General features: G+C 67.2%; 17 protein-coding genes. 5 read left to right on the forward strand and 12 right to left on the reverse strand.

Features of this window, described 5'->3' with window-relative positions:
• The first annotated feature begins 51 nt into the window (after window positions 1–51).
• Window positions 52–2,481, forward strand: coding sequence for a TonB-dependent receptor (locus AC5P9N_RS02895; protein WP_049460158.1), 2,430 nt, complete (start codon window positions 52–54; stop codon window positions 2,479–2,481).
• A 95-nt stretch (window positions 2,482–2,576) separates the two neighbouring features.
• On the forward strand, window positions 2,577–3,449 hold the full coding sequence (gene blaL1 / locus AC5P9N_RS02900) for a L1 family subclass B3 metallo-beta-lactamase (RefSeq protein WP_032966056.1): 873 nt from the start codon (window positions 2,577–2,579) through the stop codon (window positions 3,447–3,449).
• A 122-nt stretch (window positions 3,450–3,571) separates the two neighbouring features.
• Here the strand turns inward: blaL1 and AC5P9N_RS02905 are convergent, their stop codons facing one another.
• Together AC5P9N_RS02905 and AC5P9N_RS02910 are read right to left on the reverse strand one after the other, a co-directional pair.
• Window positions 3,572–4,108: a DUF411 domain-containing protein gene (locus AC5P9N_RS02905; RefSeq protein ID WP_495223806.1), complete on the reverse strand. Its 537-nt coding sequence runs from the start codon at window positions 4,106–4,108 to the stop codon at window positions 3,572–3,574.
• Window positions 4,109–4,223: 115 nt separating this feature from the next.
• Window positions 4,224–4,658 carry a hypothetical protein gene (locus tag AC5P9N_RS02910; protein WP_223846414.1) on the reverse strand — a complete coding sequence of 145 codons (435 nt, stop codon included), beginning with the start codon at window positions 4,656–4,658 and terminating at the stop codon, window positions 4,224–4,226.
• A 103-nt stretch (window positions 4,659–4,761) separates the two neighbouring features.
• Between AC5P9N_RS02910 and AC5P9N_RS02915 the strand changes: the two genes are divergently transcribed.
• Window positions 4,762–5,763 carry a DUF4034 domain-containing protein gene (locus tag AC5P9N_RS02915; RefSeq protein WP_495223807.1) on the forward strand — a complete coding sequence of 334 codons (1,002 nt, stop codon included), beginning with the start codon at window positions 4,762–4,764 and terminating at the stop codon, window positions 5,761–5,763.
• An 18-nt stretch (window positions 5,764–5,781) separates the two neighbouring features.
• On the opposite strand, the gene AC5P9N_RS02920 is transcribed toward AC5P9N_RS02915, so the two are convergent.
• The gene (locus AC5P9N_RS02920) at window positions 5,782–8,064 is read right to left on the reverse strand and encodes an FdhF/YdeP family oxidoreductase (RefSeq protein ID WP_099484659.1); all 2,283 of its coding nucleotides are present in this window, start codon (window positions 8,062–8,064) and stop codon (window positions 5,782–5,784) included.
• Window positions 8,065–8,308: 244 nt separating this feature from the next.
• Here AC5P9N_RS02920 and fdhD point away from each other — a divergent pair, with 244 nt between their 5' ends.
• Window positions 8,309–9,148 (forward strand): formate dehydrogenase accessory sulfurtransferase FdhD, encoded by an 840-nt coding sequence (gene fdhD / locus AC5P9N_RS02925; RefSeq protein ID WP_099484660.1) that lies wholly within the window; start codon window positions 8,309–8,311, stop codon window positions 9,146–9,148.
• A gap of 768 nt (window positions 9,149–9,916) precedes the next feature.
• Here fdhD and AC5P9N_RS02930 read toward each other — a convergent pair.
• The gene (locus tag AC5P9N_RS02930; RefSeq protein WP_049396107.1) at window positions 9,917–10,453 is read right to left on the reverse strand and encodes a carboxymuconolactone decarboxylase family protein; all 537 of its coding nucleotides are present in this window, start codon (window positions 10,451–10,453) and stop codon (window positions 9,917–9,919) included.
• A gap of 106 nt (window positions 10,454–10,559) precedes the next feature.
• Between AC5P9N_RS02930 and AC5P9N_RS02935 the strand changes: the two genes are divergently transcribed.
• Window positions 10,560–11,456 carry an AraC family transcriptional regulator gene (locus AC5P9N_RS02935; protein WP_099484661.1) on the forward strand — a complete coding sequence of 299 codons (897 nt, stop codon included), beginning with the start codon at window positions 10,560–10,562 and terminating at the stop codon, window positions 11,454–11,456.
• A 169-nt stretch (window positions 11,457–11,625) separates the two neighbouring features.
• On the opposite strand, the gene AC5P9N_RS02940 is transcribed toward AC5P9N_RS02935, so the two are convergent.
• The 8 genes from AC5P9N_RS02940 to AC5P9N_RS02975 all read right to left on the reverse strand — a co-directional run bounded on the left by AC5P9N_RS02940 (window position 11,626) and on the right by AC5P9N_RS02975 (window position 18,292).
• Window positions 11,626–12,183 (reverse strand): TetR/AcrR family transcriptional regulator, encoded by a 558-nt coding sequence (locus tag AC5P9N_RS02940; RefSeq protein ID WP_099474075.1) that lies wholly within the window; start codon window positions 12,181–12,183, stop codon window positions 11,626–11,628.
• 4 nt (window positions 12,184–12,187) lie between these two features.
• On the reverse strand, window positions 12,188–13,720 hold the full coding sequence (locus AC5P9N_RS02945; RefSeq protein ID WP_099484662.1) for an MFS transporter: 1,533 nt from the start codon (window positions 13,718–13,720) through the stop codon (window positions 12,188–12,190).
• Window positions 13,721–13,904: 184 nt separating this feature from the next.
• Complete coding sequence (locus AC5P9N_RS02950) at window positions 13,905–14,651, reverse strand: hypothetical protein (protein ID WP_099474078.1); 747 nt, start codon at window positions 14,649–14,651, stop codon at window positions 13,905–13,907.
• The gene (locus AC5P9N_RS02955) at window positions 14,651–15,271 is read right to left on the reverse strand and encodes a DUF3299 domain-containing protein (protein WP_099474081.1); all 621 of its coding nucleotides are present in this window, start codon (window positions 15,269–15,271) and stop codon (window positions 14,651–14,653) included. Before AC5P9N_RS02955 ends, AC5P9N_RS02950 begins: the two co-directional genes overlap by 1 nt.
• Window positions 15,261–15,818: a DUF3299 domain-containing protein gene (locus AC5P9N_RS02960; protein WP_099474083.1), complete on the reverse strand. Its 558-nt coding sequence runs from the start codon at window positions 15,816–15,818 to the stop codon at window positions 15,261–15,263. Before AC5P9N_RS02960 ends, AC5P9N_RS02955 begins: the two co-directional genes overlap by 11 nt.
• A 2-nt stretch (window positions 15,819–15,820) precedes the next feature.
• Complete coding sequence (locus tag AC5P9N_RS02965; protein ID WP_099474085.1) at window positions 15,821–17,074, reverse strand: ABC transporter permease; 1,254 nt, start codon at window positions 17,072–17,074, stop codon at window positions 15,821–15,823.
• Window positions 17,067–17,762, reverse strand: a complete 696-nt coding sequence (locus tag AC5P9N_RS02970; protein ID WP_164212646.1) for an ATP-binding cassette domain-containing protein — start codon at window positions 17,760–17,762, stop codon at window positions 17,067–17,069. Before AC5P9N_RS02970 ends, AC5P9N_RS02965 begins: the two co-directional genes overlap by 8 nt.
• Entirely contained in the window at window positions 17,759–18,292 is a 534-nt protein-coding gene (locus tag AC5P9N_RS02975) for a ZrgA family zinc uptake protein (RefSeq protein ID WP_049475370.1), read from the reverse strand. Before AC5P9N_RS02975 ends, AC5P9N_RS02970 begins: the two co-directional genes overlap by 4 nt.
• Window positions 18,293–18,305 lie beyond the last annotated feature (13 nt).

Raw genomic sequence — 18,305 nt, forward strand, 5'->3', positions numbered from 1 at the left:
TGCGCGTCGTCCCATCCGGCAAGTGCTTGAACCCTTCCGAAGGACCCCCGCATGACCCGCCCTGTTCCGCCTGCCGCCCTGCGCCGGCTGGCCCCTACCCTGCTCGCTGCCTGCCTGTGTGCGGCCCTGCCCGCCACGGCGCAGACCGCTGCATCCGCGCCCGTCGAGCTGCACCTGCCGGCCGGCCCGTTGCAGGCCTCGCTCACTGCGCTGGCGCGGCAGAGTGGCATCCAGCTGCTGTTCGCCGCCGACAGCGTGAGCGGCCGCAGCGCCCCGGCTGTTGATGGCCGCTACACCCCGCGTGAGGCCCTGCAGCGGCTGCTGGCAGGCCAAGGCCTGGCGATGCAGGAACGTTCGCCAGGGGTGTTCGTGGTGAGTGCCGCGCCAGCGCCGGCGAAGCCGCGCATCCCGGCCCGGGCCGCATCATCGGCGCCGTCATCCGCCTCGACGACGTCGCTGGCCCGCGTCACGGTCTCGGCCTCGACCGCGCGCATGCCGCAGGGCGAGACCGCCATGCCCAATACCATCACGGTGCTGACCCGCGAGGACATCACCCAGCAGCTGGCATTGGGCTCGGATGTGTCGCGGGTGCTGTCGTCGCAGATCCCGGCGTTTGCCCCGGCGCGCGAGAAGATGTCCAACTACGGCGAAACCATGCGCGGCCGCGGCATCCTGTACATGGTCGACGGCGTGCCGCAGTCCACGCCGCTGCGCGATGGCTCGCGTGATTCGCACACCATCGACCCGGCGATGATCGAACGCATCGAGGTCATCCACGGCGCCAACGCGCTGCAGGGCATCGGCGGTACCGGCGGCATCGTCAACATCATCACCCGCAGTGCGCCCAGTGAGCCGGGCGCGTTCCTGCTCGACACCAACGTCAGCTACAGCGCTGCCCTGCCCAGCCGACACGACGACAATGGCCAGCGCGGCTCGGCCCTGGTGGGCGTGCGCGGCGAGCAGTTCGACCTGGTCGCCGGCCTGGCCTATGAGAAGCAGGGCCTGTACCACGACGGCGAGGGCCGATCGATCGGCACCAACGCGCAGGGCGAGCTGATGGACTCGACCTCATCGAACGTATTCGCCAAGCTGGGCTGGAACATTGCCGACGGCCACCGCCTGCAGGTCATGGCCAACCGCTACGAACTGCGCGGGCTGGACAACTACCTGGCCATCAACGGTGACTACCGGACCGGTCGCCCGACCATTTCGGTCCCCGGCGATACGCCGCTCGATCCGCCGATGAACCGCTCGCGTTCGCTGACGGTGGACTACAGCGCCGCCGACCTGCTCGGCGGCCGTTTCCAGGCGCAGGCCTTCGCGGTCGATTTCGAAGGCCGCTACGGTGCCAGCCAATGGGATCCTTGGGGCAACACCGGCGCCAATGCCGCCTGGGACCAGACCCAGAACGAATCGGACAAGCGCGGCTTCAAGCTGACCCAGAGCTGGAGCCGCATCGCCGACACCACGCTGGACGTGACCCTGGGCCTGGACGGCCTGCGCGACCGCACCCACCAGGTGCTGCTGGCCAGTGGCATGAACTGGGTGCCGCAGACCACGTACCAGAGCCTGTCACCGCTGCTGCAGCTGCACTGGTGGCCGACCGATCACCTGATGCTGTCCGGCGGCCTGCGCTACGAAAAGGGCGAGCTGGAAGTAGGCGACTACACCACCCTGCCCCGTTACGGCGCACGCAAGGTGGCCGGTGGCAAGCCGACCATGAGCGAGACCCTGCCCAACTTCGGCGCGGTCTGGTACATCAACGATCGCCTCAACGCCTATGCCTCGTACTCGGAAGGCTACACCGTGGCCGACGTCGGCCGCGTGCTGCGCGCGATCAACCGCGACGGCCAGCGCGTGGACAGCCTCATCGACCTGTCACCGGTGGTGTCGGACAACCGCGAGATCGGACTGGAGTACGACGATGGCCGCTTCAGCGGTGACATTGCCTACTACACCTCCGAATCCAGGCTCGGCTCGGTACTGATCTACGATCCGGGCATCGATGCCTATGCGGTACAGCGCCAGGCCACCCGTGTGGAAGGCTTTGAAAGCAATCTGCGCCTGCGGCTGGGCGACAGCCGCCTCGGCCTTGGCTACGCACGCGCCAACGGCCGCTACGACGCCGACGTTGACGGTCGCCTCGACAGCGACCTGGCCGGCGTCAACGTCGCACCGAACCGGCTGACCGCGTTCTGGGAACAGAGCTGGACGCCGCAGCTGAGCACCCGACTGCAGGCCAGCCATGCCTTCGACCGCGACTTCGACCTGCATGGCGCGCGGGTGGCCGAGTTCAAGGGTTACACCACCGTGGATCTGGTCGCGCGCTATACGCTGGACAAGCACGCCTTCACGCTGGGCGTGCAGAACCTGGCGGACAGGCAGTACATCAGCTACTACTCGCAGACCACGCCGTCGAACCCGAGCTATTTCTCCGGCCGCGGCCGGGTGCTGACGCTGGGATGGCAGTACCGGTACTGATCCGTGGCGTCCTTATGGGAGCCATGAAAACTATGCGAGACGCGATGAAGGAGGCCCATGCTAGTTTCTGGGCCTCCTTCAAGCGGACGTGAATCATGCGTTTTACCCTGCTCGCCTTCGCCCTGGCCGTCGCGCTTCCGGCCGCCCACGCCAGCGCCGCCGAGGCACCGCTGCCACAACTGCGGGCCTATACCGTGGATGCGTCCTGGCTGCAGCCGATGGCGCCGCTGCAGGTTGCCGACCACACCTGGCAGATCGGCACCGAGGACCTGACCGCGCTGCTGGTGCAGACCGCCGAGGGCGCAGTACTGCTGGATGGCGGCATGCCACAGATGGCCGGTCACCTGCTGGACAACATGAAACTGCGCGGCGTGGCCCCGCAGGACCTGCGATTGATCCTGCTCAGCCATGCGCATGCCGACCACGCCGGCCCGGTCGCCGAGCTCAAGCGTCGCACCGGCGCGCATGTGGCGGCCAATGCAGAAACGGCGGTGCTGCTGGCGCGCGGCGGCAGCAACGACCTGCACTTTGGCGACGGCATCACCTATCCGCCGGCCAGCGCCGACCGCATCATCATGGATGGCGAAGTGGTCACGGTGGGCGGCATCGCATTCACCGCGCACTTCATGCCGGGGCACACCCCGGGCAGCACCGCCTGGACCTGGACCGACACCCGCGATGGGAAGCCGGTGCGCATCGCCTACGCCGACAGCCTGAGTGCACCGGGTTACCAGCTGAAGGGCAATCCCCGTTATCCGCGCCTGATCGAGGACTACAAGCGCAGCTTCGCAACGGTACGGGCGCTGCCCTGCGATCTGCTGCTCACCCCGCATCCGGGCGCCAGCAACTGGAACTATGCCGCCGGCAGCAAGGCCAGCGCCGAGGCACTGACCTGCAATGCCTACGCGGATGCGGCCGAGAAGAAGTTCGACGCGCAGTTGGCCAGGGAAACGGCCGGGACCCGCTGATTCCGTAGCGTCGAGCTTGCTCGACGGAGCCGCAGAGCAGTCGAGCACGGCTCGACTCTGCAAAGAGCAAGTCGGCCGCGAGGAAAGGTGCCGGTCAGACCGACCGGCACCACCACTGGCTGTCAGCCACCTTGCCCGTGCTGGGCAAACGGCTCGGTGCTGCCGTCGGTGCGCACCAGCTCGACGGTGTACGGCTGCACGTAGCCGTCCGGCATTTCCATGCCCGGCGAACCGGCCGGCATGCCGGGCAGCACCAGCCCACGCGCGGCCGGGCGTTCGGCCAGCAGGCGCTTGATGTCCTCGGCCGGGATGTGACCCTCGATCACGTAACCGCCGATCTCGGCGGTATGGCAGGACGCCTTGCCGACCGGCACGCCCAGGCGGACCTTGATCGGGTTCATGTCATCGGTGTCGCGCACATCGACCTGGAAGCCGGCGGCCTTCAGGTGGTCGACCCAGATGCCGCAGCAACCGCAGCTGGCGGTCTTGTGCACGATGGCGACCGGCAAGGCTGGATCGATCTTGGCCGGGCTGGCTTGGGCCGGTGCCGGTGCCTCGCTGGCGACGGGTGCCGCGGAGGATTCTTCAGCGGCACGAGCGCAGGCGGTCGTGGCCAGCACGGTGCCCAGCAGCAGGCCGAGGGAGAGAGTACGGTTCATTGAGTGATTCCTTTGCAGAGGCGGGCAACGTAGCCCGCCGCCCGCGCATCGAAGGCGCGGGCAGAGTCGAGAAAAAGTCGAGCAGCTACGGCAGGCGCGTGAGGCCTGCAGAAAATCACGCGATGGGGGGCCGCAACGGGTCGAGTCTCGGCGGCGGTGCGCGTTGCTGGGTATTGGCCGGAACAGGCGCCTCGCGCCAGGGCGAGGCCGGTGTTCCGTTCAATGTCGCCAGCATGCCAAGACAGGCCGGCGGGCATTCGCACTCACCGCTCTGGCAGGCCGCCGGGGCCGCATCATCGCAGCAGCCGGCCGCAGCCATCGCGGCTGAGTGCGGTGCAGCGCAATGCTCCTGGCTGGACGGGCCGCTGTACGGAGACGCAGCGAGCGCCAGCGCCGATGCATTCAGCACCAGGGCGACAAGCAACATCCATCGCAGCAGCAGGCCAGGCAGGTTCACCGGCCGATGATAGCCGATGCAGGCGCCCTGAACGTGGGGTGGCAACGACCCTGACAGCTTGACAACCACGCGGCCGACTTGCGCGATGCCCATTGCTATGGCGTGATGGCAATCGTGGCACCCTGCATTGCCACGCCCCTGCCCCTGTCCCCGACACGGAGTTTCCCTCATGAATGGATTCATGCGAACACTGCTTGTGGTGCTGCTGTTGTCGTGCGCGACCATCACCCACGCCGAAGAACCAAGCGAAGATGAAGCAAGCAAACGCGCTGAAGTCTCCCGGCAGGCACAGCAACTGCTGGAGAAGCAGGATTTCGCCAGACTGGAGCAACTCGCCAGTCGTTACCGGGATACGGATCGCTACTTCAGCAGTGGTGTCTGGAAGCTTTCGGCGTACTACGTAGGCATCGGCTATGTCTTCAGCATGAGGAACCGTGACCCGGCCTACTGGCAGGGTCGCGAGAAGCTCGTGCAGGCGTGGATCTCGCGCTACCCCAGGTCGCCGTCGGCGCGCCTGGCCATGGCTGAGATGCTCAGCCGCCAAGGCTGGAGCATCCGCGGCCCCGGCTATGCAAATACGGTGAAGGAAGAGGACTGGGCACCGTTCAAGGCGCTGCAGCAGCAGGCCGTTGACTACCTGCTGAAATACAAGGACATCGCCAGCACGGACCCGTACTGGTACGAGTCGATGGAACACCGGGCGATCGAACAGAGTTGGGATGCAGACCGCTTCTTCGCATTGCATGACGAAGGCATCGCGCGCTATCCGGGCTACTTCCCGCTCTACTTTGCTGCCGTGCGCTATTTCGCTCCGAAGTGGGGAGGCGATCCGGCTGGCCTGGAAGCCTATGCACGCAGGGTCATGGCTGCGGCCCCACCGCAGGACCAATACATGCTGTACGCCCGTATCTACTGGGTCGCCTCGCAGCGAGAGTACGAGGACCGTTTGTTCACCGCGTCGAAAGTGAACTGGCCGACCATGAAACGCGGCTTCGAAGACGTGCTGTCACGTTATCCCTCGCCATGGAACCTGCAATCATTCGCGTACTTCGCCTGCCAGGCCAATGATCCCGTCAAGGCCCGTGAACTGCTGGCGCAGATCCAGGAACCGATCGTTGGCGCTTGGCGGGATACGGCCAACTATTTCCGTTGTTCCTTTGCTCTGGATGAACCCAACCCACATGCCGAAGGCCCATAGGACTGGATTCATCCACTGCTAGGCGACCGCCGCCATCGCCCGCATCCGCACCGGGATCGACTTGGCCGCCGGCGTGCCGCTGAGGCGGTCGTAGTAGTCCAGCGGCAACAACGGGTTCAGTTCGGGGTAGTAGCCGGCCAGCGCGCCGCGCGGCATCGGGTAGTCCAGTACGGTCAGGCCCTCGATGCGCCGCTGCACGCCATCACCGCTGATCGTCTCCAGGCTGACCCGCGCCTCCTTGTCCAGCCCGCGCGCCAGCCGGTCCTCGATGTTCATGAACAGCACCATGCGATCGTTGTACACGCCGCGGTAGCGGTCGTTGTAGCTGTAGATGGTGGTGTTGTACTGATCGTGCGAGCGCACCGTGGCCAACCGCAGCATGTCCGGGTCATGTACGGGGTCGTCCACGTCCAGGCCGGGCATTACCAGGATGTTGGCCTTGCCATTCGGCGTGGGCCACACCCGGCGGCGCGGCGGAATGTCCAGATGGAAACCGTGTGGCTGCCGGATGCGCTCGTTGAAGCCGGTGTAGAGCTCCGGATACACCGCAGCGATCAGCTCGCGGATGGGTGCGTAGTCGTGCATGCAGCCGGCCCAGTCAACCCTGCTGTCGGGCAGTGTGGCCAGCGCCATGCGGCAGACAATCTCGACCTCGGGCAATACATCGGCGCTGACCGGTTCGAGCACGCCGCGCGAGGCGGTCACATTGGACATCGCGTCTTCGATGGTGACGAACTGCTCGCCGGCCGGCGTGACGATGCGCTCCGAGCGCGCCACCACCGGCAGGATCAGCGCATCGCGGCCATGAACCAGGTGCCCACGGTTGAGCTTGGTGGCGATGCCCACGGTCAGGTCCAGCCCACGCATTGCCTCGTACGCGCGCGGCGTATCGGGCACGGCATGAATGAAGTTGCCACCCAGGCCGATGAACACCCTGGCGCTGCCGTCCAGCATCGCCTCGATGGATTCGACCACATGGTGGCCATGCTCACGCGGCGGGTCGAAGCCGAACACCTGCTGCACGCGGTCGAGATAGGCCGGCTTGGGCTTCTCGTCGATGCCGACGGTGCGGTCGCCCTGCACATTGGAATGGCCCCGGATCGGCCCGATGCCAGCACCGGGCTTGCCGAAGTTGCCACGCAGCAACAGCAGGTTGGCGACCTGCTGCAGCAGGCGCGAGCCGTACTGGTGCTGAGTCAGCCCCATGCCGTAGCAGATCACGGTGGCATTGGAGCGGATGTAGATCTCCGCACAGCGACGGATCTGCGCCTGCGAAATGCCGGAAACCTGCACGATCTGGTCCCAGTCCTGCGCCATCACGTCTTCGCGCAGCGGCTCCAGGCCCACCGTGTGTTCGGCGAGGAAGGCATGGTCGAGCACACGCTCACCCTGCGCCTCGCGCTCGAACATTACCTTCATCATGCCCTTGATCAGGGCCAGGTCGCCGCCGATGCGGATGTGCACGAACTCGCTGGTGATCTCGGTCGAACCGAACGTGGCCATCTGCACCATGTCCTGCGGCTCGGCGAAGCGGATCAGCGCGCGCTCGGGCATCGGGTTGACCGCCACGATCGGAATGCCGCGTTTGCGCGCCTCGACCAGGTTGCTCATCATCCGCGGTGAATTGGTGCCGGTGTTCTGGCCGATCACGAAGATCGCCTCGGCGTGCTCGAAATCCTGCAGCACGATGGTGCCCTTGCCTACCCCAATGGCCGGCGGCAGGCCGCGGCTGGTCGGCTCGTGGCACATGTTCGAGCAGTCCGGAAAATTATTGGTGCCGAACTCGCGCACGAAGATCGAATACAGGAACGCCGCTTCGTTGGGCGTGCGTCCGGAGGTATAGAACTCGGCCTGGTGCGGGCTGTCCAGCGCCCGCAGATGGCGGCCGATCAGTGCGAAGGCATCGTCCCAGCTGCACGGCACGTAGTGATCGGTGGCCGCGTCGTAGCGCATCGGCTCGGTCAACCGGCCCTGCATCTCCAGCCAGTAGTCGGTCTGCGCCATCAGCTCGGTAACGGTATGCCGGGCGAACAGCTCACGACCGGCACGGAACTGGGTGGCTTCCCAGGCCAGTGCCTTCGCGCCGTTCTCGCAGAACTCCAGCTTCTTGCGTTCGTCGGCATCGGGGAACGCGCAGCTGGGGCACTTGAAGCCACCGGGCTGGTTCATCGCCAGCAACGCCTTCGACCCCTTGCCGATCACACTCTGCTGCAGCAGCACCTTGGCGGTGGCTCCGGCGGCACCCCAGCCACCGGCGGGCTGGTTGTAGGGCTTGTAACGCGGCGGCTTCTGCTCGGACATGTTCGGGAACCTGACGGGAGGAACGCGGCAACAATGGGCACAACGCGGTCCGGCGGCGCTTTCGGACGCACAGCCAGCCCCACAGTCAAACACGGCCTGCACGGCTTCGCCAGTGGGTGCGCGCTGTTTTCAGCGCAGCCTGCCATGACAACGGTTACACCTGCGTCAGCGCATGGCCACTGCGCTATTCTCGATGGCGTGGGTGGTCCACCACCTGCGTATCTCCCTTGTCCGGACGCGCTGCATGCCTGATTCGACCCCACCGCACACCCCGCCTGCCGGCACGGCCCAGCGCCCGTTGCAGCGCTGGCGCAGCGAGGGGCGACAGCCCCTGGTCGACGTGGTGGCCGAGGAAGTGCCGGTGGCGCTGCGTTACAACGACGCCGCCTTCGCGGTGATGATGGCCACGCCCTGCGACCTGGAGGACTTTGCGCTTGGGTTCTCGCTCAGCGAGGGACTGATTGCTACGCCCTCGCAGCTGCTGTCGATCGACATCCGCCCACAGCTGGAAGGCATCGAACTGCAGATGACCGTGGCCGAGGAGGCACCCGGTGCCGGCCTGGACCCCGCCAATGGGCGCCTGCTGCCCGGCCGTGGTGGCTGCGGCCTGTGCGGCACGCGCCAGCTGGAGGAAGTGCTGCGACCGCTGCCGCAGATCCGCGAACGCCGCAGCTATTCCGCCACCGCCCTGCAGCGGGCGGTGGCGACCTTGGCGCAGCACCAGCCGATGAATGCGGCAAGCGGTTCGATCCACGCCGCGGCCTGGGCCGACGCCAGTGGGCGCATCGGTTGGGTACGCGAGGACGTGGGTCGCCACAATGCACTGGACAAGCTGATCGGCGCCCTGCATCACAACGAGCACGCCATCGACGGTGGGTTGCTGGTGATTTCCAGCCGCGCCAGCTACGAAATGGTGAGCAAGGCAGCGCGTGCGGGAGCCAGCGTGCTGGCGGCGGTTTCGGCGCCGACCGCGCTGGCGATCGACCTGGCCCGCAGCGCCGGCCTGTGCCTGGTCGGGTTCGCGCGGGAGAGCGGGTTCAATGTGTATACCCATCCCGAGCGGCTGCAGGCAGACGACAAGTAGCATCGACTGGGTAGTCGTCGACTGGGTAGAGTCGACTGTCAGTCGACTGCTCTTCGTTCAGCCCCCCCCGAAAACCCCGCGCTGCGCGCGATAGTCGACTGACAGTCGACTCTACCCGGTCGGCTCCATTCAGACCGGCCCGGGCGACCACTGCCACCCGGGCCAGGCCAGATCTCAGCGCAGCGCGACCTTCGGGAGTCCACCGGCACGTCAAACGCTGCGTTGTAGAGTCGACTGTCAGTCGACTGCTCTTCGCTCAGACCCCCCGAAAACCCCGCGCTGCGCGCGATAGTCGACTGACAGTCGACTCTACCCGGTCGGCTCCATTCAGACCGGCCCGGGCGGCCACTGCCACCCCGGCCAGGCCAGATCTCAGCGCAGCGCCACCTTCGGGAAGTCCACCGGCACGTCAAACGCTGCGTTGTAGAGTCAACTGTCAGTCGACTACTCTTCGTTCAGCCCCCCGAAAACCCCGCGCTGCGCGCGATAGTCGACTGACAGTCGACTCTACCCGGTCGGCTCCATTCAGACCTGCCCGCGCGGCCCGCTGCCACCCGGGCCAGGCCAGATCTCAGCGCAGCGCCACCTTCGGGAAGTCCACCGGCACGTCGAACGCTGCGTTGTAGAGTCGACTGTCAGTCGACTGCTCTTCGTTCAGCCCCCGAAAACCCCGCGCTGCGCGCGATAGTCGACTGACAGTCGACTCTACCCGGTCGGCTCCATTCAGACCGGCCCGGGCGACCACTGCCACCCGGGCCAGGCCAGATCTCAGCGCAGCGCGACCTTCGGGAAGTCCACCGGCACGTCAAACGCTACGTTGACGTAGTTGGTGAACAGGTTGAGCGCGACGTGGGCGAGGATCTCAACGATCTGCTCATCATCGAAGCCAGCCGCACGCAACGCCTGCACATCGCCATCGGCAATCTGCGCACGCTGCTCGACCACCTTCAGCGCGAAGTCCAATGCCGCCGAGGTGGCCGGATCGCTGGACTGGCCGATCTGCGCGGCGGCCATCTGCTCGCTGCTGGCACCGGCCTTGCGGCCCAGCGCGGTGTGCGCGGCGAGGCAGTACTCGCAGGCATTGCGGTTGGCGATGGCCACGGCGATCTGCTCGCCCAGCAGCGGTGACAGGCGACCGCCGCCCAGCGCGCCGAACGAACCCCACATGCTCTGCAGGGCGGCCGGCGAGTTGGCTACGGCACGGAACATGGCCGGGGTGGCGCCGAAGGCGGCGTGGACCTGGCCCAGCAGGGCCTGACGGTCGGCGGTGGTGTTGGCGGCATCGATCAGGGGGACACGGGACATGGTGGATCTCCTTGGGAAAGCGCCCGGAATTGGACGACCCGCTCATCCTAGGTAGACTCCCCGGACGAATCAGGCGCAATAAACCACACATGTTGTCCATTCATCCATGAACGTGTCCGTCGACACTTCCTCACCCGACCGCCTCTCCTCCCTGCTGGAACGCTTCCGGGTGCAGGCCGCGCTGTTCCACAGTGGTCCGCTGTGCGGGCGCCACGTCTTCGAGCCGCAACCCGGTCGTGCCTTCCTGCACATCCTGCGCCAGGGTGAAATGGAGGTCCGTCATCCCGGGGGCGATATCGCGCTGCCCCGGTTGAAGATCGACACACCCAGCCTGCTGCTGTATCCGCAGCCGCTGCACCATGTGTTCTTCAACGCACCGCTGGATGGCCCGAATTTCACCTGCGCCACGCTGGACTTCGATGGCGGCGCGCGCAATCCGATCGTGCAGTCGCTGCCACCGGTGATGGTGGTGCCACTGGCGGCGATCGGCGAACTGGATGACACCCTGCACCTGCTGTTCGCCGAGGCCGATCGCCAGCGCTGCGGCTCACGGCTGCTGACCAACCGCCTGTTCGAGGTGGCGCTGATCCAGATCCTGCGCTGGGTGGTGGACCACCCGGATGCGGCGGGCGTCAGCCATGGGCTGATGCGCGGGCTGTCCGATGCGCGGCTGGCCCGTACGCTGGTGGCGATGCACCAGGCGCCGCAGGACGAATGGACGCTGCCGCGCATGGCTGCGACTGCCGGCATGTCGCGCAGCGCGTTCGCGGCCGTGTTCAAGGAGGTGATGCAGGCGACGCCGGCCGCTTATCTGCTGGACTGGCGGCTGAGCCTGGCCTGCGCGCAGCTGCGGGCAGGCGTGGCAGTCAAGCAGGTGGCGATCGAGGTGGGGTTTGCCGATACCGCCTCGCTGTCGAAGGCGTTCCGCAAGCGGCTGGGGGTATCGCCGAGGGCGTGGCTGGCCGCGGGCGCCGCGCAGGCTGGGCAGACGCGCGAGGGGTAGAGTCGATTGTCAGTCGACTGTCGCGCGAAGCGCGGGGTTTTCGTTGTCTGACCGAAGAGCAGTCGACTGACAGTCGACTCTACCGAAGCGCATTTTCGTGGCCTGACCGAAGGGCAGCCGACCAGCGGTCGGCTCTACCACGGGCGATGTCTGCGCGCCGGTTGGCCGCTCAACTGGACGTTCCGTCAGACTTCGCCAACAACCCGGCGATGCGCTCGGCAACACGGGCGCGCACGCCTTCGTCCAGCTGGCCTTCGTACATTGCCTCGTAGATCCACAGGCCATCGGCGGCCAGGCGCGCCACGAAATTGTCGAGCGTCGTTGGATCGACATTCCCAGCCTCCGGCGCGGATGGTGCCCAGCGCCGTACCGCCGGTCCCCACGGACGCTCGCCCGCCTCCGGGTCGGCCGATTCCAGCATGAACATCAGTTCGGCACGGGTGGCACTCTGCGCCGAGACACGCACGAAGGTCTGGTAGCGCTCCAGTGCCGTCGCTTCATCCGCGCGCTTGCCCAGCAGCTTTTCCATCGACGTTTCCCAGGCCTGCACCAGGTGCTCGTCGATGCCGCGCAGCAGCGCCTCGCGCGAAGGGAAGTGGTACAGCAGGCCGCCGCGGGTCAGGTTGGCCTCGGCCGCCACCGACTCGAAGGTCACCGCTCGCACGCCATCACGATTGATCACGTTGACGGCGGCGTCGAGGATGCGGTCGCGCTTGCTGGTTCTCATTGCCTCATTTTACGCGATCGGCCGCGCCCTCGCGGCTGCCGACGCGGCCGCGCAGCAGGCGCGCGATGATCGCCGCGCCCACGGCCAGCACCGTCGCGATCACCAGCAGCACGATCTGGTAGCCACGGTCATACGCGGCCGCAGCCAGTGCGAACCACTCGCCCTGCCCACTTTCGCGTGCCACGTGCAGCGCCTGGGTGAAACCCTCGCGGGCAAGCGCGGGCATGTCTGCCGAGACTGGCAAGAAGGCGCTGTACATCGCTGCGCTCAGGCTGCCCAGCATCGCCACCGCCAGCAGGCCACCGAACTCATAGGACACTTCTTCCACCGACGAGGCCATGCCTGCGCGGTGTGCCGGCACATTGTTGAGGATGGCGGTGGATGCCACCGAGATGGCCGAACCCATGCCGAAGCCGGTGATGGCCATACCAGCCACCACCCAGCCAAGGCCGTGCGGGAAGCCGAACGCGACCACGCCGACGCCCAGCGCACCTGCGGCCAGGCCACCACAGATCAGCGGGCGCAGGCCCACCCGGTGCAGGATGCTGCCGCCCAGCAGCGCGCTGGGCAGGCTGCCCAGTGCCGCCACCGAGACCAGCAGGCCCGCCTGCAGCGGCGTGAAACCTGCCACCAGCTGGAAGCGCTGGGTGGTGACCAGCTGCAGTCCGGCCATCGCGAACAGAGTGAACACCGCCGACAGCGTGCCGGCCAGGAACGCCGGATTGCGGAAGATCGCGAAGTCCAGCAGCGGGTACGGCAGCTGCTGCTGGCGGCGCGCGAACGCCGCACCGCTGATGACGGCCAACAGCAGTGCGCCTGCGCCCAGCGCATACGACGGCGGCGTTGCGATCAGCGACTTGATCGCCAGCACCAGGCCGGACAGTGCAGCCAATGCCAGAACTGAGGACACCAGGTCCCACGGCCGCGAGGTGTCGCGCTGGCCTTCCGGCGCCAGCAGCAGCGTGGCCACGAATGCGACCACCACCACCGGCACGTTGATCAGGAACACCGAGCCCCACCAGAAGTGCTGCAGCAACCAGCCGCCGATGATCGGGCCAAGCGCCGCACCGACGATGGCCACCGAGCCCCAGATCGCAATGGCGATGTTGCGCTCGCGCTCCTCATGGAAGCTCAGGCCGATCAGCGCCAGCGTGGCCGGCATCATTGCTGCCGCACCGACCGCGAGGAACGCGCGCGCGGCAATCAACTGCGCTGCAGTTCCAGCGAAGGCCGCCGCCAGCGAGGCAATGCCGAACACCACAAGGCCGATCAGGAACATGCGGCGGTGGCCGATGCGGTCGCCCAGCGTGCCGGCACCCAGCAGCAGGCCGGCCATCACCAGCGGATAGGCATTGATGATCCACAGCGCCTGCCCGGCACTGGCCGAGAGTTCCTCGGTCAGCGTGGGCAGTGCGGTGTAGAGCACGGAGTTGTCCAGCGTGACCAGCAACAGGCCGGCAGCGACGGTGAACAACAGTGCCCAGCGACGGGCACGCGACAGGGCCGGAGCACCGGCCAAGGGCTGGGACAGAGCCATGGGAGAACCTGGTGGGGTGGAGTACGGCTATAACTATACCGGACATCCTGTATAGTTATGTGCGTTCGGAGCCTGCCGATTCAGCTGTTGTAGAGCGTCGCGCCTGCTCTGATGCGCCGCCCGCCAGGCATGGCCTGGCTCTACTGGGACGGGTCAGGCGTGGCCTGGCTTTACGGGTGAACGCTTACCGGCAGTCTTCCGGCAGCGCGGCGATCGCCGAGACCACCGCGCCCTGCATGCCCTGCCCCACGGCCATGTCCAGTTCGCCGCCGATGCCACCGTGCTGGCGCCGCAGCTCGTCCTCGCACAGCCCGCGCACCCGCGCACGGGCCTGTGCGCGCAGGCTGCTGCACCGCCAATCGGTGCCGCCCAAAGGCAACACCGAGTACACCACGCTGTTGCAGGCGTTGCCGGCGCGCTGCTGCAACGACAGCCCGCCGAAATCCCGTGGCTCGCTGCTGCGCTGCGGGTCGAAGTAGCTGTCCGGGAAGGTGCGTGCGTACTGTTCGATGTCCACGGCCATGCTGCGGCCGCCAGCCAGCGGCATCTGCAGCGGCTGGCCGCATGGTGTCGCATCGGCGCGGTGCTGGATGTACTGGTAGATCGGCCGGTCCAGCGATGGATCCTGCTCGGTCACCGCGCTGACTGCCGCCAGCACCGGCAGCGATGCACGATTGGCCATGCGCGCCAGCAGTCCCGCCTGCGCGGGCTGGCAGCGGTCGCGCAATGTTGCCGCGAGCAGGAACAATACGTCGTTGCGGAACGCGTGATCGTCACCCAGGCGCTGTTCGATGCGCTGGCTGGCATCGGACGCCGGTGCTGGAAACGCAACTGCCGGCGGCGCGGTGGGTGCGCGCTGCCGCTGCCACCACACCAGCAGCACCACCGCGACCAGCAGCACCCCGGCAACCATGAGCCATCGCCGGCGCATCAGTTGCGGATCGCCGTCAGCGTGGCCGCCGCGGCATCGTAGGACGCGCTGGCGATGTCCGCGTCGAAACGCTTCACCTGCAGGCGGCCGGCAAGCCGGTACGGATCCCACAGGTCGCCCAGCGCGATCGGCGTGCCTAGGGTCACGTGGATGATCTGGTTCGGCGGCGGTGGCGGCACGTGGATGCACGCGCCGTAGAACGGCACGAACAGCAGTTCATCCACCAATCCTGCATCGTTGGTGCCGAGCGGTACCACGTAGCCATCCAGATCCACCGTGCGACCATCGACAGCATCGACCACCCGCGAAGAGCCGAACTGCTTGGCGCGATCCGGGCTGGAATGGTCGATCTCCAGCCCCGGTGGCGTGCCCGAGCCGGTGTCGTCGATCAGGCCACCCACGCCGTCCATGCCATTGCGTGACAGGCCGATCTGCGGGGGTGGGCGCTGGTAGGTGACCTCGTCGGGTCGCAACGCGTCCCAACGGTCGATGGGGGCTTCGGCCGTGGCGGAGGGCGCCGGTTTGTCCTGCGGCGTGACCCCCACCGCATCGCCGCCAGGCGCCGTACAGCCCACCAACCACAGGCATCCCAACGCCAGCAACAGGTGACTACGGTTCATACGGCCTCAGCTGTGCGTCACGCATGGTGTAGGCCGAACCGGCCAGATCGTCGTCCAAGCGTTCGGCATGCAAGGTGCCGGCCAGGAAGAACGGCGAATACATGTCAGGCATGTCGATCGGGCGCGGCAGCACCACGTGCACGATCTGGTTCGGCGGCGGTGGTGGCACGTGGATGCAGGCGCCGTAGTACGGCACGAACAGGAATTCGGTCAGCCGCCCGTCCTGCGCGTTGGCCAGCGGCACTATGTAGCCCGGCAGGCGCACCGGTCGCTGCAGCACCGTGTCCACGGTGCGGAAGGTACCGAACTGCGGCATGCGCCGGTTGCCGTTGTGTTCGACTTCCGGGCCCTCGCCGCGTTCCAGCGCGGCCAGCTCGTCCTTGGGCATCATCTGCAGCCAGTCCAGCTCCTGCTCTGCCGCATCCGCAGCGTCAGCGTCAGCGCGGTCGACAACCGGCGCGGGTGGCAGGGCCTGCACACCGGTATCCACCGGCCGCTCGCAGGCAACCAGGGCCAGTACCATCGGCAGCGACAGCATCCAGCGCATGCTCAGCCTCCCGGTGAAAGGCCATCGGCCAAGGTGCGCCGGTAAGCGAGCAACGCCGGGACCAGCCCAGCCACCGCACTGATCGCCAGCACGCCTGCCACCCAGGCCAGCTCGCGGCCGTCCGGCCAGACATGGGTGATCGACAGACCGAAGGTGGCCAGGGCCCAGCCGCGCCCGGCAACGCTGGCGGCCACCAGAAGCACCAGCGCCAGCACGCAGGCCGCCGCGCTGGTCGCCACCGCCTCCAACACCAGCAGGCCGGCGATGTAACCCGGCCGTGCCCCGGTGGCACGCAGGATCGCCATCTCGCGCCGCCGCTCCTGCAGGGTCGAGACCAGCAGCGCCACCAGCGAGACCATGCCGAGTGCCACCACCATCGCGCTGATCAGCTGCAGTGCGCGCTCGGCGGTGCCCAGCGACTGCCACAGCTGCTGCAGGGTCACGCCGGGCAGGATCGCCAGCATCGCCTCGTCCGGATACTCGTTGATCCTGCGCTGTACCGAAAACGTGGCAATGCGCGAGTTCAGGCCGAGCATGAAGGCGGTGATGCTGGTCGGGGTCAGGTCCAGATGACGCGCCTGCTCGGCGCTGACGCGCTGGCTGCGCAGCTGCACGCCTGATCGCCAGTCGACATGGATCGCCTCGATGGCCGGCAGCGAAACCAGCAGCGACGAATCCACCGGCGTGCCGGTGCGCCGCAGGATGCCGGCAACACGGAATGGCTTGTCGGCATGCGTGGCCAGCGTGACCGCGCCCGTGCCGTGCGCCAGCACGATCTCATCGCCGAGGCCGACCTTCTGCGCGCGCGCCACCTCCGCGCCGATTACCGCGTCGTACAGATCATCAAAGGGCCGCCCCTGTGCAAAGGCCAGCTCGTGGCCGGAACCATAGCGATAGTGTTCAAAGTAGCCGCCAGTGGTACCCACTACACGGTAGCCGCGCCAGGAATCGCCCAGCGACAGTGGCACCGACCACTTCACCTGCGGCAATGCAGACAGCTCCTGGTAGGACTGCCAGGACACGTTGTTGGTCGGGTCGCCGATATGGAACACCGAGTACAGCAGCAGGTTCACCGGTCCCGAACGCGCACCGACGATCAGGTCGGTGCCCGATACGGTGCTGGCGAACCCCTCGTGCGCCTGCGTGCGTACACGCTCGACGCCCAGCAGCAGCACCACGCTGAGGGTGATGACCAGCACGGTCAGGCCGACACTCAAGGCGCGGCTGCGCAGGCTGGCCCAGGCAAGCTCAAGCATGGCCGGCACCTGCCTGGTTGATCTCGGACAGTGAAATGGTGCGGTCGAACAAGGGCTGCAGGCTGTCGTCATGGCTGACCACCAGCACCGTGGTGCCGGCCGCCTCGCACTGCGCCGACATCAGCTTCAGGAACGCGGTCGCCGCGTCGCGGTCGAGCGCCGAGGTCGGCTCATCGGCCAGCAGCAACGCCGGGCGGCCGATCAGGGCGCGTGCCGCCGCCACGCGTTGCTGCTGGCCAACACTGAGAGTGCCTGCGCGCCGCTGCATCAGCGCCGGATCCAGCTGCAGGGCATGCAGCAGACGGGCTATCTCGGCATTCAGTGGCCCACTGATGCGCGCACTTCGCAGGCGCGAGAAGCGCAGGCCCAGTGCGATGTTGTCGCGCACGCTGAGGAACGGCAGCAGATTGAACTGCTGGAAGATCACGCCCAGCTGATCGGCACGGAAACGATCGCGCGCCGCACCTCCCATGTCCTGCAGCGCCTGGCCGGCCACCTCGACACGGCCCTTGCCGGGCAGCAGCACGCCTGCCAGCAGGCCCAGCAGGGTGCTTTTGCCGCCACCGCTGATTCCGCGCAGCAACACGCTGCTGCCCTGCTCGACCCATAGCCGCGGGATGTCCAGCACCCGCTGCATGCCGTAGCCGAACTGCACGTCTTCCAGCGAGATCACCGGTGCTGCGCTCACGGTGCCAGCACCACGCGCAGGTTGTCGGGCGTCAGCACGCTGCGGTTCTGGCCATTGGCGGTTGCGCTGTTGACGATGACTTCGTGCAGGCCCGGGAACAGTACGGGCAGGCGCACGACGATGGCGCGCAGCGCGGCAGGTTTGGCACAGTGGTACTGCAGCGTTGCGCTGAACCCTGCGTGCCGGTGCTGTCCCGGCGGCGGCGCGGCGGCCGTCGCGTCGAAGCCCTCTGCATCGGCTTTACCGGTGGCCAGACGGCAGCCCGCAGCGGTGGGCAAGGTGACCCAGCTGCCGCCCTTCAGCACTGTCGTAGCCCGTGCCAGCGCGGCCTGCTCGGCTGCATTGGCCGGCGGTCGCTCGTAATCGAGGATGCCGATGCCGGGGGCCTGCAGGGCGAATTCCAGCGTCTGCTGGTCAAGCGCAACATCGACGGTGGCCTGGCCGTGCACGTGCGGTGCGTGCTGGCGGATGTCATGGGCCTGCGCGGCACTGGCAGCCAGCAGCAGGAAAAGAGCAGCAGAACGCTTCATGGGGGAGGCTCCA

This window comes from Stenotrophomonas sp. YJH_SMC_6, from assembly GCF_059371335.1.

Bases quoted from the DNA above. Each gene is read 5' to 3' on its own strand.
- AC5P9N_RS02950 (WP_099474078.1), bottom strand. From the start codon at position 14,651: ATGCGCCGGCGATGGCTCATGGTTGCCGGGGTGCTGCTGGTCGCGGTG.
- AC5P9N_RS02910 (WP_223846414.1), bottom strand. From the start codon at position 4,658: ATGGGCATCGCGCAAGTCGGCCGCGTGGTTGTCAAGCTGTCAGGGTCG.
- fdhD (WP_099484660.1), top strand. From the start codon at position 8,309: ATGCCTGATTCGACCCCACCGCACACCCCGCCTGCCGGCACGGCCCAG.
- AC5P9N_RS02975 (WP_049475370.1), bottom strand. From the start codon at position 18,292: ATGAAGCGTTCTGCTGCTCTTTTCCTGCTGCTGGCTGCCAGTGCCGCG.
- AC5P9N_RS02945 (WP_099484662.1), bottom strand. From the start codon at position 13,720: ATGGCTCTGTCCCAGCCCTTGGCCGGTGCTCCGGCCCTGTCGCGTGCC.
- AC5P9N_RS02895 (WP_049460158.1), top strand. From the start codon at position 52: ATGACCCGCCCTGTTCCGCCTGCCGCCCTGCGCCGGCTGGCCCCTACC.
- AC5P9N_RS02935 (WP_099484661.1), top strand. From the start codon at position 10,560: ATGAACGTGTCCGTCGACACTTCCTCACCCGACCGCCTCTCCTCCCTG.
- AC5P9N_RS02960 (WP_099474083.1), bottom strand. From the start codon at position 15,818: ATGCGCTGGATGCTGTCGCTGCCGATGGTACTGGCCCTGGTTGCCTGC.
- blaL1 (WP_032966056.1), top strand. From the start codon at position 2,577: ATGCGTTTTACCCTGCTCGCCTTCGCCCTGGCCGTCGCGCTTCCGGCC.
- AC5P9N_RS02940 (WP_099474075.1), bottom strand. From the start codon at position 12,183: ATGAGAACCAGCAAGCGCGACCGCATCCTCGACGCCGCCGTCAACGTG.
- AC5P9N_RS02965 (WP_099474085.1), bottom strand. From the start codon at position 17,074: ATGCTTGAGCTTGCCTGGGCCAGCCTGCGCAGCCGCGCCTTGAGTGTC.
- AC5P9N_RS02905 (WP_495223806.1), bottom strand. From the start codon at position 4,108: ATGAACCGTACTCTCTCCCTCGGCCTGCTGCTGGGCACCGTGCTGGCC.
- AC5P9N_RS02930 (WP_049396107.1), bottom strand. From the start codon at position 10,453: ATGTCCCGTGTCCCCCTGATCGATGCCGCCAACACCACCGCCGACCGT.
- AC5P9N_RS02955 (WP_099474081.1), bottom strand. From the start codon at position 15,271: ATGAACCGTAGTCACCTGTTGCTGGCGTTGGGATGCCTGTGGTTGGTG.
- AC5P9N_RS02920 (WP_099484659.1), bottom strand. From the start codon at position 8,064: ATGTCCGAGCAGAAGCCGCCGCGTTACAAGCCCTACAACCAGCCCGCC.